Raw genomic sequence first — 21029 nt, forward strand, 5'->3', positions numbered from 1 at the left:
TATAGTTAAGAAAAATAAAACCAAAATGATATAATGTGCAATAAAACTGTACTTAATGGATCGCGTTTCCTCCGGGAAACAGGGGCACAGAGAGGTGCAGAAGGAGGGTGAGATGTATACGCTCAAACAGCTGGAACTTTTTCTCGATCTGGGGCGGAGCGAAAAGATTATCGATACGGCCAAAAAGTTCGGGCTGAGCCAGTCGGCGGTTTCGATGGCGATCAAGGAGCTCGAGCGCCTGCTCGACGGCCCGCTGTTCGAGCGGATCGGCAAACGGCTGGTCCTCAACGGGCGGGGGGCGATGCTGATGCGGAGCGCCCAGCCGCACGTCGATGCCCTGCACGCCCTTTACGACCAGATGCGCAGCGATTCGCTGCGCGGGGAGCTCCGCCTGGCGGCCAGTGTGACGATCGCAGAGTACTTCATCCCGACGCTAGTCTGCAACTATATGGAGCAGAACGAACATGTCAGTATCTCGCTCAAAAGCGCCAACACCGCCGACGTCATCCGCAAAGTCACCTCCGGGGAAGTCGATATCGGCTTTATCGAGGGGGAGGGGATCCTTGAAGAGGTTGAAAGCCGGGTGCTGATGCGCGACGAGCTGGTCGTGCTCACAAGCAACAAGGCACTGGCGGAGCGGGGGCCGTGGTTCATCGACCAGCTGGCATCGCGGCCGTGGATCATGCGGGAAAAAGGCTCCGGGACCCGGGCCGTCTTCCTCAACGCGATCAGCCCCGTCGACCAGGAGCTCAACATGGTGATGGAGCTGGAGCATATCGAGTCGATCAAAAACTTCCTGCTGGCCAAGCCCGATTACCTCAGCGTTCTGCCGCGCATCTCCGTCAGAAGGGAACTGGAAGAAGGGCACCTGTTCGAGATCGCGATCAAGGCGCACCACTTCGAGCGCGACTTCACGATGATCGCCCGCAGCCAGCAGACACTGCTGCCGCTGCAGACCCATTTCCAGGAGTACCTCTTAAGTTCCATCGGGCTACAATAGCGCATGCAGAACATCCCCCATATCCCGGTCCTTTACCGTGAGGTTACCGAAGCTTTTTCCGGCTGCGAAGCGGGCATTGTCGTCGACTGTACCATGGGGTATGGCGGGCACAGCAGCCTGCTGCTTGAAGCGAACCCGAATATCCGCCTGGTGGGCATCGATCAGGACGAGACGGCGATTCGTTTCTCGACGGAGCGGCTCGCCCCGTTTGCAGAGCGTGTCGAGATCCGAAAAGGGCGCTTCTCCGCCGTGCTGGAGACGATCGTGCAGGATTACGGTGCAGAGCAGATCCGCGGGGTGCTCGCGGATATCGGCGTCTCTTCGCTGCAGCTGGACGAAAAGGATCGGGGCTTCTCTTTTGAGAGCGAGACGCTGGATATGCGGATGGACCCTTCGGCGCCGCTGGATGCCGCGACCGTCGTCAATACCTACGCCGAAGCGGAGCTCGAGCGCATCCTGCGCGACTACGGCGAGGTCCCCAATGCACGCAAGATCGCACAGGTGATCGCAACGCAGCGGCCGTTTACGTCCGCCAAAGCCCTTGCCGAGGCGGTCCGCCCCTTCGCGCCCCGCGGCAAGAAGATCCACCCGGCGACGCTGGTGATGCAGGCGATCCGCATCGAGGTGAACGACGAACTGGGGGAACTGAACCGTCTGCTCGACGTCTGTGAACGTACCTGCTTCCCCGAGGCGGTCATCGGGATTATCTCGTTCCACTCCCTCGAAGACCGGATTGTCAAACAGCGGTTCGCGCAGTGGAGCCGCAACTGCATCTGCCCCAGCGACGCGATGCGCTGTACCTGCGGGAACGACCATGCTATCGGGCGGCCCCGGCCGAAGAAACCGATCACGGCCCGCGCGGACGAACTCAAAGAGAACCCCCGCAGCCGCAGTGCGAAACTGCGGCTTTTTGAGATGAACTGCCATGGACGATAAAGCCAACCTCCTTGAAGAGACCGGCAGCGCCATTGTCACCCGCAAGGGAATAGGCCTGCGGTTTCTGCTCAGCATGCTGATGGTCTTCGGGATCGTCTGGATGCTGCTCTTCCCGAAGATCTACCTTCAAAACAGCATCTACTACAAGAGCCGCGACATCGCGACGATGCAGCGCGAATACGAGACGCTCAAAGAGGAGAACCTCGTTATCAAGCGGCGGGTGGAGGCGCTGAAATTCAAAAACCAGGTGCTTGACACCCTCTTTGTCGAGGAGCAGCCGTGATTGCACGCCTGATCGAGTTCGCGCTGAACAAACCGCTGCTCAACCACATGCTGCTGCTGTTCATCCTGCTTCTTTCCGTCTTCGCCTACCTCAACATTCCCAAAGAGATCTTCCCGCCGGTCCAGATGGACAAGATCACGATCACCGGCGGGTATGCCGGAGCGAGCGCGGATGTCCTTGATAAAATGGTCGTCACCACCATCGAGGACGAGCTGGGAAACATCAGCGAGCTGGAGACGGTAACGACGACAATCAAAAACGGCGCGTTCACCATTACGGCCGACATCAAGCCGGGGTCGCAGAACATCAACGTGCTCAACGACGTCAAGGATATCATCGCCCAGACGAAGCGGGACCTCCCTTCGGACATGAACGAACCCATCGCGCAGATCCATGAAGAGATGATCCCGCTGGTGCTGGTGGCCATCGCCGGTGAGGCACCCATGACGGAGCTGCTCGAACGCGCCGACGAGCTCAAAAGCGCGCTGTCACGCTACAAGGAGCTCAGCGACATTACGATCCGCGGCGATTCCGACGACGAACTCGTCTTCCGCATCGACCCGGATAAACTGGACGCCTACGGCCTCTCCACCGACGCCGTGGTTTCGGCGCTGCAGAACCTCAGCTCCATTTTTCCCGTCGGCACCGTCAAGCGGCGGGGCGAGCACCTCTACATCAGCACCTACAACGGCGAAAAGGATGAAACGGCGATCGAGAATACGGTCATCGGCGTCGGCGGCAAGCGGGTGAAAATCGGCCAGATCGCTACGGCCACCTTCGAGCTGGGCGACGCGACGGAGCTCTCGCACTACAACGGGGTGCGCAACGTCTCGGTCAACATCACCAAGTCAAAATCGGGCAACGCCATTGCCCTGGCCAAGCAGATCCGCGAAACCCTCAAGGGTTTTGAAAAACGCTACCCGGACCTGCAGTTCGCGGTCTACACCGACACCTCGGTCTGGATCAAGAACCGTCTCAATACGGTCGTCTCCAACATCATCGTCGGGCTGATTCTCGTCTTCGCCGCCATGCTCATCTTCGTCAACCGCGGCATCGCGCTGGTCGTGGCGATGGGAATCCCGATGAGTTTCATGATCGGGCTGATCGCGACGGAGATGATCGGCTATTCGCTCAACATGCTCTCCCTGCTCGGCGCCCTGATCGCCCTGGGGATGCTCGTGGATGAAGCGATCGTCGTGGCGGAGAACATCTACCGCCATATGGAAGAGGGGATGCCGCGGAGGGAGGCGGCGATCCAGGGGGCGGTGGAGATGTTCCCCGCTGTGCTGACGGCGACGTTGACGACGGTCTTTGCCTTTTTGCCGATGCTGCTGATCAGCGGGGAGATGGGGACCTTTATCAAGATCCTGCCCGTGATGATCACCATTTTGCTGCTCAGCTCCCTCTTTGAAGCCTTTTTTTTCCTGCCGCTGCACGCACACGAACTGTTGCGCCTGCGCCGGGAGAGCCATGTCAGCCACAGCATCTGGGAGCACCTCTACCGTTGGTACGATAAAACACTGCATCTGCTATTCCGCCGCCGCAAACGCTCTCTTTTCCTGATCGTCGGCGCCATCGCGGCGTTGACGGCGGTGATGGTGTCGCAGAGCCGATTTCAGCTCTTCCCTCCCTTCGATGTGACCCAGGTCTATGTGACGGGGAAGGTCAATATCAACAACGAGCTCGAAGATACGGAGCAGAGGGTTGCGGCCATCGAGCGGATGCTGCTGGAGAAGCTTGACCCCGAGGAGTACTCCTCGGTGACGGCGGTAATCGGGATGCGTCTGGATGCGAAGAACAAGGCGGAAATCGGCGAAAACCTTTTCCAGGTCTTCATCGACCTGCATGAACGGGCCCCGGACAACTGGTACAACCGTTACATCAATCCCATCTTCTCGATTGAATATAACGCCGAAGTGCTCAAACGGCAGCGCGACGCGAAGGCGATCAGTGAGGATGTCAAGCGGTGGCTGGAACCGCTCGCCCAACGCACGGAAGAAGACGGGACGAAAACCTTCGAGAACTTCAATGTCACCGTCCCGGGAACGGGGGTCGTGGCGCACGATATCGAGCTCGCGCTTGAGGGCAAAAATGATACGGAGCTGGCCAAGGGCGTGAAAGTGCTGGAAGCAGCCCTGGCCGACGTGACGGGGGTCTATAACATTTCCGACGATGCCGATCTCGGGGAGCGGGAGCTGAAGCTGCGCATCAACGACTACGGTTACGACCTGGGGCTTACCGAGGCGGACATCAGCCGTCAGCTGCGCGCCCACTACCTCAAAGGCGAATACGGCAAGATGTTCAGTGCCAGCGGCCTGGTCCGCATCCGCATCGAGAGTGTGCAGAAAGATGACCCCGAGAGTCTGGAGAGCTTCCGCATCCAGATCCCGGGCAGCACGCAGACCGTTGCCCTGCGCGACGTCGCCGACTTCATTTATACGCAGGCTTATGTGACGATCGAAAAGGAGGACGGTGCGCGTATCCGCAGCGTCTATGCGTCGCTGGACAAGGATATTCGGACATCGTCGGAGGTGATGGCGGCGATTGCACCGACGCTGGAAGAGCTCAGGAAAGAGGGCTTTGATATCGAGATCAAGGGGGAGGAGAAGGAGAACGCCAAGACGCAGCGGGAGATGTCCCAGGCGGCGGCCGTCGCGATCTTCCTGATCTTTATTACCCTCGTATGGCTGTTCGACTCGCTGGTACTGGCGCTGATCGTGCTCAGCACGATCCCCCTTGTCCTTGTCGGTGTCTATGTCGGCCACTGGGTGATGGGCCTCACCATTACGATGCCGAGTCTGATCGGGGCCGTGGGGCTGGCGGGGGTCGTCGTGAACGACGGCCTGATCATGGTGAGTTTCATCCGGCAGGCCAGGGACAGCGAAGCGTTGATGCGGCGGGCGCGGACACGCCTGCGGCCGATCCTGATGACGTCGATCACGACGGTACTCGGGCTCATGACGCTGATCTTTTTCGCTTCGGGTCAGGCACAGATACTGCAGCCGATGGCGGTGTCGCTGGGATACGGGATATTATGGGCAACGGTACTGAACTTGTTCTATGTACCGTTGCTTTATGCCGTCATCTACCGTATCAAACGGTAGCGACGCGCTTTGAAATGAGAGGAGAAAAGGAAGTGCGGTAGGGAAGGAAGCCGACACTTCCCTCCCTGTGATTAAACGGACACTCAAAATCATACAGACCTGCCGTCCGCACAGACGTCAGCGTCCGTATGATGGCATCAGGTTGAGTAGTAAGGAGTGTACCGTCACCTTATGTTGAACCGAGAATTGTGTGCTAATTAGTAGAGCGTGTGCAAGACACTCGAGGAGTAGAAGACCTTAGTTTATGTTTAGGCAACCCGGCCGTCTCAGTGAGACCCGTGGCTTTCCGTCCCCGTTTCGCAACGAGTTTGGCATTATCTACATAATTAAGCAACAACAGATTGTTATAAGTTACAGCTTACAGTTCCATTAAAATATGATTTTTTTCTAGCTTTATTTTTTTATCGGATCGTAAAGTAGCGATAGGCAAAGTCCGGACGGTGATTATGAGTTGAGGAGATGCACTTAAGCCCAAAAGGGGTATAATCACGAATTATTTTCAAGGTTACACAAGATGTACGAAGCACTTTTCGAAGACGAAGGCGATATGTTCAGCGGATCGCCTCGCAGTAAATTCATGGACGTTATCTTCAATGCTAACCGTTCGGTCGCCGAAGGGGAGCTCCAGCGCCTGATCGAGCGCCTGGCCGCAATGGAAAAAATCCTCTCAGAGTCGATGGACGATGCGACGCTCGAACGGACGATCAAACAGCTTCAGTTCGAGGAAGCGGATACGATCAACGCGATGGCGAAGGAGCTCTATATCGAGTCGATGGGCAACGTGCTCAGCCAGAGCGAGTAGGGGGTAGGCGCCGAGATGGTCGAAGCGGTAGCGCGGAGAATGCAGGAGATGGTGGCGGCGGTGGATTATCCGTACGCGACCGGGCTTTTTGAAACACTGTCCGGCGGCAAGCGCCTCCGTGCCCGTCTGATCATGATGATCGCGGGGGAGGAAGATGCCGCGGTGACGCTGGCGGCGGTGATCGAACTGATTCACGCCGCCAGCCTCCTGCATGACGATGTCATCGACGAGGCGCAGCTGCGCCGGGGCACCCCTTCTGTCAATGCGACCGAGGGGAGCAAACAGGCGGTGATGCTCGGCGATATCCTCTATTCCAAAGCGTTCAGCGAGCTGACGCAGTTCGACGCCCGGATCGCCAAGAGCGTGGCAGATGCCGTTACCTCCCTTTCCGTCGGCGAGATGATGGATGTGCAGATGGCGAAAACATTCAACGAGGATGACAAGCGCTATCTGCAGATGCTCTATCTTAAAACGGGGGTCCTGATCGAGGCGGCGGCAAAGTGCGCCGCCCTGCTCGCGGGGAAGGATGCCGATGCCTATGCGCTCTACGGCAAGAACCTCGGGATCGCTTTTCAGATCATCGACGATATCCTCGATATCGTTTCCGATGAAGCGACGCTGGGCAAACCGGCGATGAACGACTTCGTCGAAGGCAAATGCACCCTGCCGTATATCCACCTCTACCGCACGCTCGAGGGGGAGGCGCGTGAGCGTCTCCTCGCCCTTCACGGCCGGAGTGCGACAACAGAGGAGACGCAATGGCTCAAAGCGGGGCTGGAAAGCAGCGGGGCGGTCAAAGCCGCCTACGCGCAGGCCCGCGCCCTCAGCGACGAGGCAAAACGCGCCGTCAGCGGTGACGCACCACTCGAGGCCGTCATCGAATCCATGATGCAGAGAACCTTCTGATGCACTATCTCATACTCAGTTTTACGCATAAAAATACGACGCTCCCCATCCGGGACAAGCTGGCGTTTAACGATGATGCTGCCAAAGAGACCTTTCTCGCCCGTACCCTCGAAGCCCCCTATCTGAACGAAGCCTTCGTCCTCTCCACCTGCAACCGCATTGAACTGATCAGCAGCTGCAACAACCCCGGCGAAGCGGCCAAGCACCTCTTTATGCTGCTGCATGAGCATTCGGGGATCAGTCTCAACGAGCTGGAGGGCCGGGCGGAGCTTTTCGAGGACCAGGGGGCGATCCACCACCTCTTCAGCGTCGCCAGCTCCCTTGATTCGCTCATCGTCGGCGAGACGCAGATCGCCGGTCAGCTCAAAGACGCCTACCGCTTCGCCCTGGAGCGGGGACATTGCGGCGACAAACTGACCCGGGCGGTCAACTACGCCTTCAAATGCGCGGCCGAAGTGCGCAACCAGACCGATATCTCTTCCAAGCCCGTCTCCGTCGCCAGCGTCGCCGTGGCGGCCGCGCGCCGCGCTTTCGGGACGCTTTCGGGCAAGCGGGCGCTGGTCATCGGTTCGGGAGAGATGTCCGTTATTGCCGCGCGTACCCTGAAAAACCACGGGGCCGAGGTCAGCCTGATGAACCGTACGATGGCGAAGGTCGAAGCGCTGGCCGAAGAGGTGAAAGGGACGCTCGTTCCCTTTACGCGCCTCAAGGATGTCCTGGGCGAGTACGATATGATCTTTACGGCGACGAGCGCGGAAGAACCCATCATCGGCGGGAAGATCGGTCTGAAAAAAGAGCGGGAGTGCCACTGGTTCGATATGGCGGTTCCGCGGGATATCGGCGACATCGACCATGCGATGGTGACGGTGCACCGGGTGGACGACCTGAAAAACACGGTCGACGAGAATATCATGCTGCGCGAAGAGGAGGCCAAGGCCTCCTTCGCCATTGTCGGCCGCTACACGGCGGAGTTCTACGCCTGGCTCAAGTCGCTCAACATCGAGCCGCTGATCAAAGAGCTCTACCGCCGCGCGGACGCGGCGGCGGCAACGGAGGCGGCCCGCGTCGTCGGGAAGGGCTACGTGCCCGAGGCGTACGAAGCGCAGGCACAGAAGATGGCACTGCAGGCGATCAAGCGTTTCCTGCATCCGCAGGTGCAGCAGCTGCGAAAGGCTGCCGACGAGGGCGACATCGACGCCATGATCGATTCGATGGCATTTATTTTAGACATGAGTGAGGAGTAACCGACAATGCGTATGTCCCAGGCTTTTATCCCGACGGAGAAGGAGGCGCCCAAAGACGCGGCGCTCCCGAGCCATATCTATCTGACCCGGGCCGGGTTTATCGCCCAGGTCGCCAGCGGGCTGTACAACCTGATGCCATTGGGCAAGCGGGTGCTGAAAAAGATCGAAGCGATCATCAACGAAGAGATGGCCCGTGCCGGTGCGCAGGAAGTGGACCTCAGTTTCGTCACCCCGGCTGAGCTGTGGGAAGAGAGCGGCCGGATCGAGAAGTTCGGCAAGGAACTGCTGCGCTTCCGCGACCGTAAAGAGAACCTCTTTGTCCTGGGGCCGACCCATGAAGAGATGATGGTCAACCTTGTGCGCAACCGTGTCAACAGCTACAAGCAGCTGCCGCTGAACCTCTACCAGATCAAGACGAAGTTCCGCGACGAGGCGCGCCCGCGTTTCGGCCTGATGCGCGCCCGCGAATTCGTCATGAAAGACGGCTACAGCTTCCACACCTCCTACGAGGACCTCGACCACGAGTTCGATGCGATGGAAGCGGCTTACAAGCGCGTCCTGGAGCGCCTTGGGCTTGATTTCCGCATCGTCGAGGCCGACAGCGGTGCGATCGGCGGGTCGGGCTCGAAGGAGCTGATGGTGCTCGCCGACAGCGGCGAAGATACCCTTGCCGTCTGCGACCGCTGCGAATACGGCGCCAACATCGAAGCCGCCAGACGTTCGGAACGTACGACGATTCCCGAGGCGCCGGAGGCGGACTTCAACAAGTTCGCGACGCCGGGCATCAAGAGCATCGAGGATCTCGGCGGTTTCTTCCACGTCGACCCCTACTACACATTGAAGGCCGTGGCGAAGCGGGCGATCTACGAAGAAGGGGACGAAGTCGTCGTCTTCTTCCTGCGCGGCTGCGACGACCTGCAGGAGGTCAAGGCGACGAACGCCTGCGGTGCGCTGGATCTCGTCGATGTCAACGAAGAGGAACTTTCGGCGCTCGGGCTCGTTCCGGGCTTCATCGGGCCGCTTGATCTTAACAGCGTGCGCACGATCTTCGACTGGGACGTCAAAGGGGCGGCAAATATGATCTGCGGCGCCAACGAGGCCGATTTCCACTATGTCGGCGTCGATCTTTCGGTCCTTCCGGAAGAGGCGCAGTATGCCGCGCTTTATGAGGTCAAAGAGGGCGACGGCTGCCCGGTCTGCGACGGAAAGCTCTCCTATACGAAAGGGATCGAGGTCGGGCATATCTTCAAGCTCGGCACCGTCTACTCCGCACCGCTGGGGGCGCAGTTCCTCAACGAGAACGGGAAAGCGGAACCTTTCGTGATGGGCACCTACGGCATGGGCGTAAGCCGTCTCATCGCCGCCGTGATCGAGCAGCACCATGACGAGAAGGGGTGCGTCTGGACCAAGGCGACGGCACCCTACCTGGTCAACCTGATGATCTCCAACATCAAAGACGAGGCGCAGGTGGCCCTGGCCGAAAGCCTTTACGCTTCGCTGCAGGACGCGGGTGTTGATGTCATTATGGACGACCGCAAGGAGCGTTTCGGGTTCAAGGCGAAAGACGCGGAGCTGGTCGGCTACCCGCTCACCGTCATCATCGGCAAGGAGCTCGCCAACGGCATCGTGCAGTTCTTCGACCGTGCCGAAGATACGAAAACCGATGTGCCCTCTTCCGAAGCCCTCACGCGCATTATGGAGTGGATCGGATGATCTACTTTCTCCTCTATCTTTTCCTGGAAGTGCTCGTTTCCGTCAATATCGCTTCGGCGATCGGCGGGGTATGGACCTTCGTCGAGCTGATCGCGAGCGCCCTGGTCGGCATCGTGATCCTGGCGAACTTCCGGGGAACGCTGGCGGAGAACATTAACGCGCTGAACCAGGCGCGCATCGATCCGTTCGAATTTCAGCAGCTCAACCTCTTTACCATTCTAGGCGCTTTTCTGCTGATCGCCCCCGGTTTTCTCACGGATATCTTCGGCGTACTGCTTCAGTTCAGCGTCATAACGAAGATGTTGGTTAACCGATTTGTGTCACAATCCAAGCACGATTCATCAACTCACAACACTCAAAAGGATGACCATGTCATTGATGTCGAAATTGTCAGCGACGATGCTGATAAGCGCTAGCCTTTTTGCCGCAACGAACAGCGAAGTCGAAACCTTTCTCAAGAACAACCTTTCCAAGAATCCAGCCATCACCTCTTTGACGGTCAAAGTCGTCGAGCGTCAACCGCTTGAGGGCATGAAAGGGTGGGACAGTTTTGTCGTGTCGCTCGATGCGAAGGTGAAGCAGGGCAAGGATGAGCGCGAAGTGAAGCAGCGCGTCATCTATTTCGCCAACGACAAGGTGATCACCGGAGAACTGACCGACATGAAAACGGGCAAAAGCCTCCGCGATGCCGTCGCCCCGAAATTCAAAGCCGAGTATTACAAAAAAGAGAACCTGATTTACGGGAATGCGAATGCAAAGCACAAGGTCGCGATCTTCTCCGACCCGCTCTGCCCCTTCTGCCGCAATTACGTTCCGAAGGCGGTGGAGTACATGAAGCAGTACCCGGAGACCTTCGCCGTCTATTACTACCATTTCCCGCTTGAACGCCTCCACCCCGCGGCACCGACGCTGACCCGCGCGGCAGTGGCCGCAGAGCTCCAGGGACGCAAGGATGTCATGCTTGCGCTCTACAAGGTGCCGACGACGATCACGCGCGAAAAGGATGAGCAGAAGATCCTCGATGCTTTCAACAAAGCCGTCAACACGAACCTGAAAATCAGCGATCTGCACGCCGCGGCGGTCAACGCCCAGGTTGCATCGGATGATGCCGTCATCGAATCCCTGATGGTCAGCGGCACGCCGACGGTCTATTTCGACGGCGAAAAAGATGCAACCAAAAACCGTTACAAGGGAGTCAACGTTAAATGAAGAAACTCGTCATCGCAACCCGCGGAAGCAAGCTGGCACTCTGGCAGTCCGAACATATCAAGGCCGTTCTCGAAGAGCAGAACCCCGGTCTGGAAGTGTCGCTTAAAATCGTCGTGACCAGCGGCGACAAGATCCTCGACGTGCCGCTGGCAAAGATCGGCGGCAAGGGGCTCTTTCTCAAAGAGATCGAAGAGACGATGCTGGGCGGCGAAGCCCAGCTGGCGGTCCACTCGCTCAAAGACGTACCGACGCAGATGCCCGACGGGCTTCTGCTGGCCGCCATTACCGAACGCGAAGACGACCGCGATGCGATGCTGAGCGAAAAATACGCCAGCGTCGATGCCCTGCCCGAGGGGGCGGTCGTCGGGACCTCGTCACTGCGCCGCCGGATGCAGATCCTGGCCCTGCGCCCGGACCTGACCATCAAAGACCTCCGCGGGAACGTCGATACCCGCATCCGCAAGCTCAAAGAGGGCGAGTACGATGCCATCATCCTCGCTTCGGCCGGGATCAACCGCCTGGGGCTGCTCGACAGCGTCGAGTACGTCTACCCGATCGCGCTGGGCGATATGGTGCCTGCCATGGGACAGGGCGCACTCGGAATCGAAGCCGTTGATGATCCGGAAGTCCTTGAGATCGCACGGGGGCTTGAAGATACGAATACCCGTATCGAAACGACGATCGAACGCGAATTTGTCGATACCCTGCAGGGCGGATGCCAGGTGCCGATCGGCGTCAATGCCACCGTCCTCGAAAACGGTCAGGTGCTGACCCAGGCGATTGTCGGGCTTCCCGACGGCACGGAAGTGCTTGCCGAATCGGTCGAAGTACCTAAAGACGCCGTTGATAATCTCGGCCGGAAAATGGCGGAGACGTTCATTGAACAAGGTGCCCGGGAACTGCTTGCCAGGGCCGAAGAGATGGCGTTTAAGTAGCCTGTTACAAAAGTGTCACAATTAAGGCCCGCATAATAATATATAATGTATTCTTGTGTGACACCTCCCTTGGATAAAGGATGCGAATGAAGAAGGTCGTTTTCTCTGTTCTTATTACGGCACTGTTGACCGGTGCTGTCGGCGAAGCAGCCGTGTACAAAGGCCAGCGCGAGTTTCATAAACAGTGTAAAGCCTGCCATGATGACGGTCAGGATATCGCCTTTACCTATAAACGGAGAACATGGAAAAAGATGATGAAGGACAACGGCGCGGGATTGGCCGAACTGCATCTCAATAGCGAGAAAGCGAAGAAGTCCTGGAAATACTTCAAAAGCAAGAAGTACCAGAAAAATTCGAAGCACCTGAAGGACTTCATGGTCGAATACGCCAAGGACAGCGGGAACGTTCCCGCCTGTAACTAAAACCTCCGGGCCTCCGGGCCCTTTCTGCACTTTAAACCCTATTCGCTAAAATACCGTATTTTATTTTGGAGACAGAGCTATGGAAAAAATGTGGTCCGGCCGTTTCAGCGCCTCAGCCTCGTCACTACTAGACCAGTTTAACGCCTCGATCATGTTCGACCGCGAACTGTACCGGGAGGATATCGAAGGTTCACTCGCACACGCCGCCATGCTGCAGAGCCGCGGTATCCTGAGTGCGGATGAGCTCGAGGCGATCCGCGGGGGACTGGCACAGGTCCGCGAAGAGATCGAAGCGGGCAGTTTTGAGTGGAATATCAGCGACGAAGACCTGCATATGGCGATCGAAAAACGTCTCACGGCGCTCATCGGGGATGCCGGCAAGAAGCTGCATACGGCCCGCAGCCGCAACGACCAGGTGGCCGTCGACTTCCGACGCTATGTCCTGCGCAAGAATCTGGAGATCGCCGGCCAGCTCAAAACCCTGATACAGACCCTCATTGACCTTGCCGGCAAGCATACGGAGACGCTGCTGCCGGGGATGACGCACCTGCAGCATGCCCAGCCGATCAATTTCGGTTTCCACCTGCTGGCGTACGCGAGCATGTTCAAACGGGACATCGACCGTCTCCTCTCGAGCCGCCAGCGCAATAACGTCTCCCCGCTGGGCTGCGCCGCCCTGGCCGGGACGCCGCACGACATCGACCGCAACCTGACCGCCAACGCGCTGGGATTTGACAGCGTCAGCGTCAACTGCCTCGATACGGTCAGCGATCGCGATTTCGCCCTGGAGATCCTTTTTAACATCTCGACGATGATGATGCACGTTTCCCGCCTGAGCGAAGAGCTGATCCTCTGGTCGAGCTACGAGTTCGGCTTTGTCGAGCTCTCCGACGAATATTCGACAGGCTCCTCCATCATGCCGCAGAAGAAGAACCCGGACGTCCCGGAACTGCTGCGGGGCAAAACGGGCCGCGTCTACGGCGCACTCATGGGGCTTCTGACCGTGATGAAGGGGCTGCCGCTCGCTTATAACAAGGATACCCAGGAGGACAAAGAGGGAGTCTTTGACGCCGTTACCACGGCGCACATCTCCCTTGAGATCCTTAACGAAGCGCTCAAAACGATGACCGTGAAGCCCGAGAACATGCTGGCCGCTTCCAAGAAGGGACACCTGAGCGCCACCGACCTGGCCGACTACCTTGTCGAGCGCTGCGGGGTGCCGTTCCGCGAGGCGCACTTCATTACGGGCAAGGCCGTCGCCCGGGCCGAAGCGCTCGGAATAGACCTGAGCGAGATTGCCTACGGCGAGCTCAAGGCCATTGACAAACGTATCGGCGAGGACGTGATTCCCCATCTTCAGTTGGCGCACTCCATGAACGCCCGTACTTCCTCCGGCGGAACGGCGACGGTGCGCACGCTCGAACAAATCGTGCACTTCGAAAACTACCTGAAGGAGCTTGATTTATGAAAGTAACGATTTCCCACCTGGACGAGATGCGCTTCGAGGCGAAAACGGACCGCGGACAGAGTTTTATCATTGACTGCCCGGTCATCTCCCCGATCGAATACTTCCTCTCCGGCCTTGTCGCCTGTACGACCAGCGACCTCATTGCCATCCCGAAAAAGCAGGGCAAGACGGTCACCAACCTCAGTGTCGACGGCGAGGTCGTGCGCAACGAAACGCCGCCGTGCAAGTTTAATACCCTGCACCTCGACTACCGCTTCGACTCCGACGCCGACGATATGACGGCGCTGCGCTGGGTCATGGGCAGCATCGAGACCTACTGCTCGACGATCAACACCGTCCGCGATACGACGAAGATTACTTACTCCGTGACGCATAACGGCAACGTCCTGCGCGAAAACGAAGAGGTCATCAGCGGGCAGGGCGGCAACGTCGACTTCGGCGAAATCGAAGCCTGCCCCAGCTAATACAGTAGATTTTCTATAAGCCGCTACAAATTCCTTTAGAAGCTTTTTGTTCCCTTTCTTCTTTGCTTGCACAAAGAAGAAACCGAACCCGAAAGAAGAAAGTGCAAAGCGGCTGCCGCATGTAATACACTCACACGCACTTCAACCGTCCTATTACATGGACATTCCATGCCGAAATTTTTTGTAATGTTTTTTAGTGGGGAGAGTTGAAAGCGCAGGCCTTCTGCGCGTGGGCTTGCTGCCGATGTAGCAAAGCGGAATTCCGCAACGCCAGTGAGGACAACGCAAACCCAGTGTTAACGTAGGCATCCGGACTTTGTTCGGATGCCGTGCGATTAAAGGAAGTCTTTCGGGTCCGCGTCTGCGAAGTGGCCCCAGCGGAGTCTGGCACCGCCGAGGATGTGGAAATGGAGGTGTTTGACCTCCTGGCCGCCGTTTTCGCCGACGTTCGTAATGACGCGGTAACCGCTCTCTTTCACATCCACTTTCTCGGCCACTTCCTGGATAAATGCAGTCATGTCCGCCATCATCTCCGGCGTTACCTCGTTGAAGCTGTCAACATGGGTTTTGGGAATGGCGAGCACATGAACAGGAGCCTTGGGGTTGATGTCGTGGAAGGCGACGAAATCGTCGTTTTCGTGTACCTTGTTGGCCGTCAGTTCATTGTTGGCGATTTTGCAGAAAAGACACATGGATGTTCCTTGAAAGAGCGTTTTTGAGATTGTAGCATAGAAGCCTTTGAGGCTAACCTGCTTTGAATTGGAGGGTTTCGGTATTGATTTTAAAGAAGAGCATTTCAGAGAAAAGGCGCCGAGGGCGCGCGAGCGCTCCGAGAGCACTTCTTCCAGAGCGCCCGCTGCTGATGTAGCAAAGCGGAATTCCGCAGGGCATAGCTCGAGGATAACGCGAACATAGCGTTAGCGTAGCTGTAGGGGCTTTGCCCCTGCAGGGTAATTGATCAATGATACTGCCCTTTAAAGCTCTTTGGATACAATACGCGCAAGATACATGGGGGAGACGTCCCCGAGAAGGAGCCAGGGTTGCAAGAGTGGTATGACGCCATTGCGTCGGCACAGAGTGTCGACAAACTTGAAGAGATCCGTATTGCGGTGTTCGGGAAAAAAGGGGTACTCGCGGCCGAGTTCGCGAAGATGAAGTCCGTTCCCAACGAGGAGAAGGGCGCGTTTGCCAAAGAGCTCAACGAGCATAAGGCGAAGTTGACCGAGGCCTTTAATGTCCGCAAGGAGATCCTGGCCCTCGAAGCGCTCGAGGCAGGGATGAAAGCGGAGGCGATCGACGTGACCCTCTTCGGCCGGGGAAGCGAACGCGGTGCGCTGCACCCGGTGATGCAGACGATGGACCGCATCGTTGAGTACTTCGTCGCCATGAACTTTTCGGTCAAGACCGGCCCGATGGTCGAAGACGATTTCCATAACTTCGAGGCGCTGAACCTGCCCAAGTACCACCCGGCCCGTGACATGCAGGACACCTTCTACTTCAAAGACGAGCTGCTGCTGCGCACCCATACCTCCCCGGTGCAGATCCGCACGATGAAGCAGGAGAAGCCGCCGATCCGCATGATCGCTCCGGGTGCCGTGTTCCGCCGCGACTACGACCTGACGCACACCCCGATGTTCCATCAGGTCGAGGGTCTGCTCGTCGACGAAGAGGGCAAAGTCTCCTTCGCGAACCTGAAGTTCATTCTCGAGGACTTCCTCAAGTACATGTTCGGCGACGTCGAGGTCCGTTTCCGCCCGAGTTTCTTCCCCTTCACGGAACCGTCCGCGGAAGTCGATATCAGCTGTATCTTCTGCGGCGGCGACGGCTGCCGCGTCTGTTCCAAGACGGGATGGCTGGAAGTCCTGGGCTGTGGGATCGTCGACCCCAACGTCTTCAAGGCGGTCGGCTATGAGAACGTCAGCGGCTACGCCTTCGGCCTCGGCGTGGAGCGCTTCGCGATGCTGATCCACCGTATCGGGGATCTGCGCTCACTGTTTGAGGGCGATATCAGACTACTGGAGCAGTTCAAATGATTGTCACACGCCACTGGCTTAACGAATGGATCGACCTTTCCGACATTACGACGGAGCACCTGGCCAAGACTTTCAATGCCATCGGTCTGGAGGTCGACAGGGTAGAGTCCTACCGCATTCCGGAAAAAATCGTCGTGGGCAGGGTTGCCGCGTGCGAAAAACACTCCGATGCCGACAAGCTCAACGTCTGCCAGGTTGATCTGGGCGGCGAAACGCGCCAGATCGTCTGCGGGGCGCCTAACGTCGCGGCGGGGCAGTATGTTCCCGTTGCCGCTGTCGGCGCGGTGATGCCCGGCGGCCTGGAGATCAAACCGGTCAAGCTGCGCGGCGTCGATTCGGCGGGAATGATCTGTTCCGCGACCGAACTGGGACTGCCGAAAGTGAACGACGGGATTCTTGTGCTTGATGAGAGTATCGGCGCACTCGAGCTCGGGAAGCCGCTCGCCGACTACCTGCTGATCAATGACGACCTGATCGAGATTGAACTGACGGCGAACCGCGGGGACTGTCTGAGTATCCGCGGGGTGGCCCGCGACCTCTGTGCGGCTCTGGACAAGAGCCTGAAACCCCGGGCCGCCGGCCGTGAGGACGAGAACCGCCTGGGCATTGGGCGTCTGCTGAAACTCGATGTTGAAGGCGATGTTGCCGGAAGCGTCCGCTACCATGCGGTATCGGTCGAGTTCTTTGACGACTCACTGCTGATGACGCTGCGTCTGGCGATGATCGACGAGAGCCGCGCAAACGCCGTCGAAGGGTGTCTTGAGTACGCCATGCATACGACCGGCGTGATCCTGCGCGCCTATCCCGTGGACTTCTTCCGTGGCAATGACGAGAAGCTCGCCGAGATCGTCATCAAGCGCGAAGCCCACGGCCTCACCGCCGTCTACGGGCAGGAGTGCGCTTCGATCATCGGTATCCGCCAGGAAGATGCTTCCCGCCTGCAGGATGTCCGCGGCGTCATCGTCATCGAGGCGAGCTATATCGCCCCGGAGGTCATTTCGCAGAAGATGGCGGAGACGAAACTGCAAAGCGGGCCGCTTTACTACCGCACATCCCGGGGCAGCGAGCCGGAACTTTCCATCGGCAGCGACTTCCTTTTCAGCTGCATCGAGGCAAAGGGTGAAGGCAAGATCTACGGTGGCACTCTGGAGCATGCCGAAGTCTTCGAACCGAAGAATATCAGCATCGATATGGCCTACGTCAGCAGCATTGTCGGTACAGAAATAGATAAGAGCCGCGTGGCGAATATTCTCAAAAACCTCGGCTTCGATATTTCCAAATCGAGCGAAGAGCAGATCGTCGTCAGCGTACCGCGCTTCCGTCACGACATCGTCAACCGTCAGGACCTGATCGAGGAGATCGTTCGTATCGTCGGTATCGACAATATCCCGGCGAAGCCTTTCGTCCTGACCGAAGCGGACCGCATCGACGATGACTACTTTGCGTTCCGGAAAAAGCAGACCTACCGTCAGCGCGCAGCGCAGAGCGGCTTTTACGAGAGCGTTCACTTTGTCTTCAACGAGCGTGAGCAGCTCGACGCCCTGGGATTGGCGAGCGTCGCGAAGGAGCTTTCTCTGCTCAACCCGATCGCCGGGACACTCGATACGTTGCGTCCGACCCTGCTGGCAGGGCTGCTCAACGCGGCCAGCAGCAATGCCAAGAACGGCCGCAAACGTATCCCGCTCTTCGAGATCGGTTCGGTCTTCGACGTCCAGCGCCGCGAATCGGTCAAAATCGCGCTCCTCTTTGCGGGAACCCTGAACGAGGACAGCCTCGACAACAGCGGAAAGCCGGAGAGTGTCAGTTTTGAGTCCTTCTCCAAACTGGCGGCGGACGTTCTGGGCGATTTCACCCTGAAGCCGGTTACGCCGACACACAAGATGGCCCACCCCTACCAGGCGGCAGCCGTCTACCAGAAGGGCCTCAAGATCGGGGAGATGTTCACGCTGCACCCGACGCTGCAGGCGGAGATGGACCTTCCGCGCACCGTGATGTTCGAAGGATCTTTTGATGCGCTCGCCTTTGAAAGGGTCGAAGCGAAGCCGTACTCCAAGTACCAGGCGTCGCACCGCGACCTCAGCATCCTGATGCCGCAGGCCATGGCGTACGCGAAGGTGGCCGAAGTCATCGAGGGAAGCCGCAGCGGCGAGATCGTCCGCTTCTACCCCGTCGACCGCTATACGGACGAGACACTGGGCGATCAGATGAGCCTGACGCTGCGCTTCGTGCTGCAGTCGCAGGAGAAGACCCTGGAAGAAGAGGAGATCACGGCAGCGATGGAAGGGGTCCTTGCGGCCCTGCAGAACGACCTTGGGGTAGCACTGCGATGAGCCGGGTCCGTATCGCGCCGGCGGGGACGTTCGCATTTCGCAGCGACAAGGTCGCGGCGGACAAATCGATCTCACACCGCAGCGCGATGTTCGCGACCCTCGCCGAGGGCACAAGCGTTATCCGGAACTTCCTGCGCGGGGAGGATACGATGAATACCCTGCGCATCGTGGAAGCGTTGGGGGCCGAGGTGGCGGATGACGGCGAGGTGATCACAATCGCCTCCCGCGGCATCAAAGAGCCCGACGACATCCTCGACTGCGGCAATTCCGGTACGGGGATGCGGCTTTTCTGCGGGCTGCTCGCGTCGGCGGAGGGGCACTTCGTGTTGAGCGGGGACGAATACCTCCGCCGCCGCCCGATGAAACGGGTAACGGCGCCGCTGCGCAGCATCGGCGCGCAGCTCGACGGCCGCAACAACGGCGACCTTGCGCCGCTGAGCGTGCGTGGCGGTTCGCTGAAGGCTTTCGACTATAAAAGCCCTGTCGCTTCGGCGCAGGTTAAAAGCGCCATGATCCTCGCAGCGCTTCGGGCCGACGGCCCCTGCTATTTCGAAGAACCCGAACTCAGCCGAGACCATACGGAGCGGATGCTCAGCGGGATGGGGGCCGAGATCAAAACGGAGCATCTCCGAACGGAAGTGCAGCCGCTCGGCGGACTGCTGCAGCCCCTTGATATCCGGGTCCCCGCCGATCCCTCCAGCGCCTTCTTTTTTGCCGTTGCCGCAGCGATCATACCCGGCAGCAGCGCCGTCATCGAGGGCGTCACCCTCAACCCGACCCGTATCGAGGCCTTCAAGGCGCTCGAACGCATGGGGGCGGATATTCGCTACGAGGTGACCGACGAGCGGTATGAGCCCATCGGGAATATCGAGGTGCGCTACCGGCCGCTCAAGGCGGTCGTCGTCGAAGAGAACATCGCTTGGCTGATTGACGAATTGCCGGCGCTGGCCGTCGCGATGGCGACGGCGGAGGGGACCAGCGAGGTCAAAAATGCCGAAGAGCTCCGGGTCAAGGAGAGCGACCGCATCACTACGGTGATGACGAACCTGCAAAAATGCGGTATAGTCTGTGAAGAGTCCAACGACGGCTACCGCATTACGGGCGGAGCATTGCAGGCGGCTGCCGTCGACAGTTTCGGGGACCACCGCATCGCGATGAGTTTTATCGTCGCCGGGCTGCGCTGCGGGATGGAAGTCACGGATACCGACTGTATCCGGACCTCCTTCCCGAACTTTTTCGAACTGATCGGTACGATCGGGGAAGTGCAACATGAAGATTGAACTGGCAGAGAACTATGGCTTCTGTTTCGGCGTCAAACGGGCGATCAAGATCGCCGAGGAGAACCGCCAGTCGGCCACCTACGGCCCGCTGATCCATAACGCGAAGGAGATCGAACGTCTCCAGAAGGATTTCCAGGTCGCATTGACGGAGAATCTGGACGATTTCCAAGCGGGCGACACGGCGGTCATCCGGACCCACGGCATTCCGAAGCAGGAGCTGGAGACGCTCTATGCGCGAGATGTCCATGTCGTTGACGCCACCTGCCCCTATGTGACCAAACCGCAGCAGATCTGCGAGGAGATGAGCGAGCAGGGGTACGACATCGTTATCTTCGGCGATGAGGCGCATCCGGAGATCCGCGGGGTGAAAAGCTACGCCAAGGAAGGCGCTTATGTCGTTATGAGCGTCGAGGAGCTCGAACAGATCCGCTTCAAAGAGAAGATTGCCGTCGTGGCGCAGACGACGCGGAAAGTCGACGAGTTCCTCAAAATCGTCAATTACCTGATACCGCGCTATAAAGAGGTAAGGGTCTTCAACACGATCTGCAACGCGACCTTCGAAAACCAGGATGCGGTGCGGGACCTCTCAAAACGGGCCGATGTGATGATCATCATCGGCGGGAAGAACTCTTCGAATACGAAGCAGCTGCACAGTATCGCCCAGGCGTACTGCCTGGACAGTTATCACATCGAAGGACCCGACGACATCGACGACGCCTGGTTTGACGGGAAAGCGTATTGCGGCATCAGTGCCGGCGCTTCCACGCCGGATTGGATCATCGAACAGGTGATTGCGCGGATCAAAACGGGCTCGAAGAGCGCCTGAAGCTTCCGGCGCGTTTCCGGAAGATGCTGCTTAGCGTAAAAAATCCGCCCTCCTGTAATCTTTCTGCTTCATAA

Annotated in this window: 19 protein-coding genes and 1 riboswitch; of the genes, 18 read left to right on the plus strand and 1 reads right to left on the minus strand. The window is 58.4% G+C overall.

The genetic code is table 11. The features are described 5' to 3' along the window. Window positions 1-112: 112 nt before the first annotated feature. The 14 genes from WCX72_RS04475 to WCX72_RS04540 all read left to right on the plus strand — a co-directional run bounded on the left by WCX72_RS04475 (window position 113) and on the right by WCX72_RS04540 (window position 14486). Complete coding sequence (locus WCX72_RS04475; protein WP_345971082.1) at window positions 113-1000, plus strand: LysR family transcriptional regulator; 888 nt, start codon at window positions 113-115, stop codon at window positions 998-1000. Between the two features lie 3 nt (window positions 1001-1003). Continuing rightward, complete coding sequence (gene rsmH, locus WCX72_RS04480; RefSeq protein ID WP_345971083.1) at window positions 1004-1936, plus strand: 16S rRNA (cytosine(1402)-N(4))-methyltransferase RsmH; 933 nt, start codon at window positions 1004-1006, stop codon at window positions 1934-1936. After that, entirely contained in the window at window positions 1926-2219 is a 294-nt protein-coding gene (locus tag WCX72_RS04485; protein WP_345971084.1) for a hypothetical protein, read from the plus strand. The genes rsmH and WCX72_RS04485 overlap by 11 nt, the downstream gene beginning before the upstream one ends. After that, on the plus strand, window positions 2216-5323 hold the full coding sequence (locus WCX72_RS04490; protein ID WP_345971085.1) for an efflux RND transporter permease subunit: 3108 nt from the start codon (window positions 2216-2218) through the stop codon (window positions 5321-5323). Before WCX72_RS04485 ends, WCX72_RS04490 begins: the two co-directional genes overlap by 4 nt. Window positions 5324-5571: 248 nt before the next feature. Next, a riboswitch (cyclic di-GMP riboswitch) is annotated at window positions 5572-5646 on the minus strand. Window positions 5647-5837: 191 nt separating this feature from the next. Then, the gene (locus WCX72_RS04495) at window positions 5838-6125 is read left to right on the plus strand and encodes a DUF2018 family protein (RefSeq protein WP_345971086.1); all 288 of its coding nucleotides are present in this window, start codon (window positions 5838-5840) and stop codon (window positions 6123-6125) included. Window positions 6126-6140: 15 nt separating this feature from the next. Beyond that, window positions 6141-7031, plus strand: a complete 891-nt coding sequence (locus WCX72_RS04500; RefSeq protein ID WP_345971087.1) for a polyprenyl synthetase family protein — start codon at window positions 6141-6143, stop codon at window positions 7029-7031. Next, window positions 7031-8275 carry a glutamyl-tRNA reductase gene (gene hemA / locus WCX72_RS04505; protein ID WP_231020854.1) on the plus strand — a complete coding sequence of 415 codons (1245 nt, stop codon included), beginning with the start codon at window positions 7031-7033 and terminating at the stop codon, window positions 8273-8275. Before WCX72_RS04500 ends, hemA begins: the two co-directional genes overlap by 1 nt. A 6-nt stretch (window positions 8276-8281) precedes the next feature. Further along, a complete protein-coding gene (locus WCX72_RS04510; RefSeq protein WP_345971088.1) occupies window positions 8282-9988 on the plus strand; it encodes a proline--tRNA ligase in 1707 nt (568 codons plus the stop codon). Continuing rightward, window positions 9985-10404: an FxsA family protein gene (locus WCX72_RS04515; RefSeq protein ID WP_345971089.1), complete on the plus strand. Its 420-nt coding sequence runs from the start codon at window positions 9985-9987 to the stop codon at window positions 10402-10404. Before WCX72_RS04510 ends, WCX72_RS04515 begins: the two co-directional genes overlap by 4 nt. Further along, window positions 10388-11197: a thioredoxin domain-containing protein gene (locus WCX72_RS04520; protein ID WP_345971091.1), complete on the plus strand. Its 810-nt coding sequence runs from the start codon at window positions 10388-10390 to the stop codon at window positions 11195-11197. Before WCX72_RS04515 ends, WCX72_RS04520 begins: the two co-directional genes overlap by 17 nt. After that, window positions 11194-12132 carry a hydroxymethylbilane synthase gene (gene hemC / locus WCX72_RS04525; protein WP_231020862.1) on the plus strand — a complete coding sequence of 313 codons (939 nt, stop codon included), beginning with the start codon at window positions 11194-11196 and terminating at the stop codon, window positions 12130-12132. Before WCX72_RS04520 ends, hemC begins: the two co-directional genes overlap by 4 nt. 86 nt (window positions 12133-12218) lie before the next feature. Then, window positions 12219-12554: a cytochrome C gene (locus WCX72_RS04530; protein WP_345971092.1), complete on the plus strand. Its 336-nt coding sequence runs from the start codon at window positions 12219-12221 to the stop codon at window positions 12552-12554. 79 nt (window positions 12555-12633) lie between these two features. Then, window positions 12634-14022, plus strand: a complete 1389-nt coding sequence (gene argH, locus WCX72_RS04535) for an argininosuccinate lyase (protein WP_345971093.1) — start codon at window positions 12634-12636, stop codon at window positions 14020-14022. Then, window positions 14019-14486, plus strand: coding sequence for an OsmC family protein (locus WCX72_RS04540; protein WP_345971095.1), 468 nt, complete (start codon window positions 14019-14021; stop codon window positions 14484-14486). The genes argH and WCX72_RS04540 overlap by 4 nt, the downstream gene beginning before the upstream one ends. 335 nt (window positions 14487-14821) lie before the next feature. On the opposite strand, the gene WCX72_RS04545 is transcribed toward WCX72_RS04540, so the two are convergent. Further along, window positions 14822-15178, minus strand: a complete 357-nt coding sequence (locus WCX72_RS04545; protein ID WP_345971097.1) for a histidine triad nucleotide-binding protein — start codon at window positions 15176-15178, stop codon at window positions 14822-14824. A 348-nt stretch (window positions 15179-15526) separates the two neighbouring features. On the opposite strand from WCX72_RS04545, the gene pheS reads away from it, so the two are divergent. Genes pheS through WCX72_RS04565 form a run of 4 tightly spaced genes read left to right on the plus strand, consistent with a single transcriptional unit; the run spans window position 15527 to window position 20955 of the window. After that, window positions 15527-16519 carry a phenylalanine--tRNA ligase subunit alpha gene (pheS, locus tag WCX72_RS04550; protein WP_231020871.1) on the plus strand — a complete coding sequence of 331 codons (993 nt, stop codon included), beginning with the start codon at window positions 15527-15529 and terminating at the stop codon, window positions 16517-16519. Further along, complete coding sequence (gene pheT, locus WCX72_RS04555; protein WP_345971099.1) at window positions 16516-18849, plus strand: phenylalanine--tRNA ligase subunit beta; 2334 nt, start codon at window positions 16516-16518, stop codon at window positions 18847-18849. Before pheS ends, pheT begins: the two co-directional genes overlap by 4 nt. Then, window positions 18846-20129, plus strand: a complete 1284-nt coding sequence (aroA, locus tag WCX72_RS04560; RefSeq protein ID WP_231020875.1) for a 3-phosphoshikimate 1-carboxyvinyltransferase — start codon at window positions 18846-18848, stop codon at window positions 20127-20129. Before pheT ends, aroA begins: the two co-directional genes overlap by 4 nt. Next, the gene (locus WCX72_RS04565) at window positions 20119-20955 is read left to right on the plus strand and encodes a 4-hydroxy-3-methylbut-2-enyl diphosphate reductase (protein ID WP_231020877.1); all 837 of its coding nucleotides are present in this window, start codon (window positions 20119-20121) and stop codon (window positions 20953-20955) included. The genes aroA and WCX72_RS04565 overlap by 11 nt, the downstream gene beginning before the upstream one ends. Window positions 20956-21029 lie beyond the last annotated feature (74 nt).

This window comes from Thiomicrolovo immobilis, assembly GCF_039645955.1.
GTDB classification, from domain to species: Bacteria; Campylobacterota; Campylobacteria; order Campylobacterales; family Sulfurimonadaceae; genus Thiomicrolovo; species Thiomicrolovo diazotrophicus.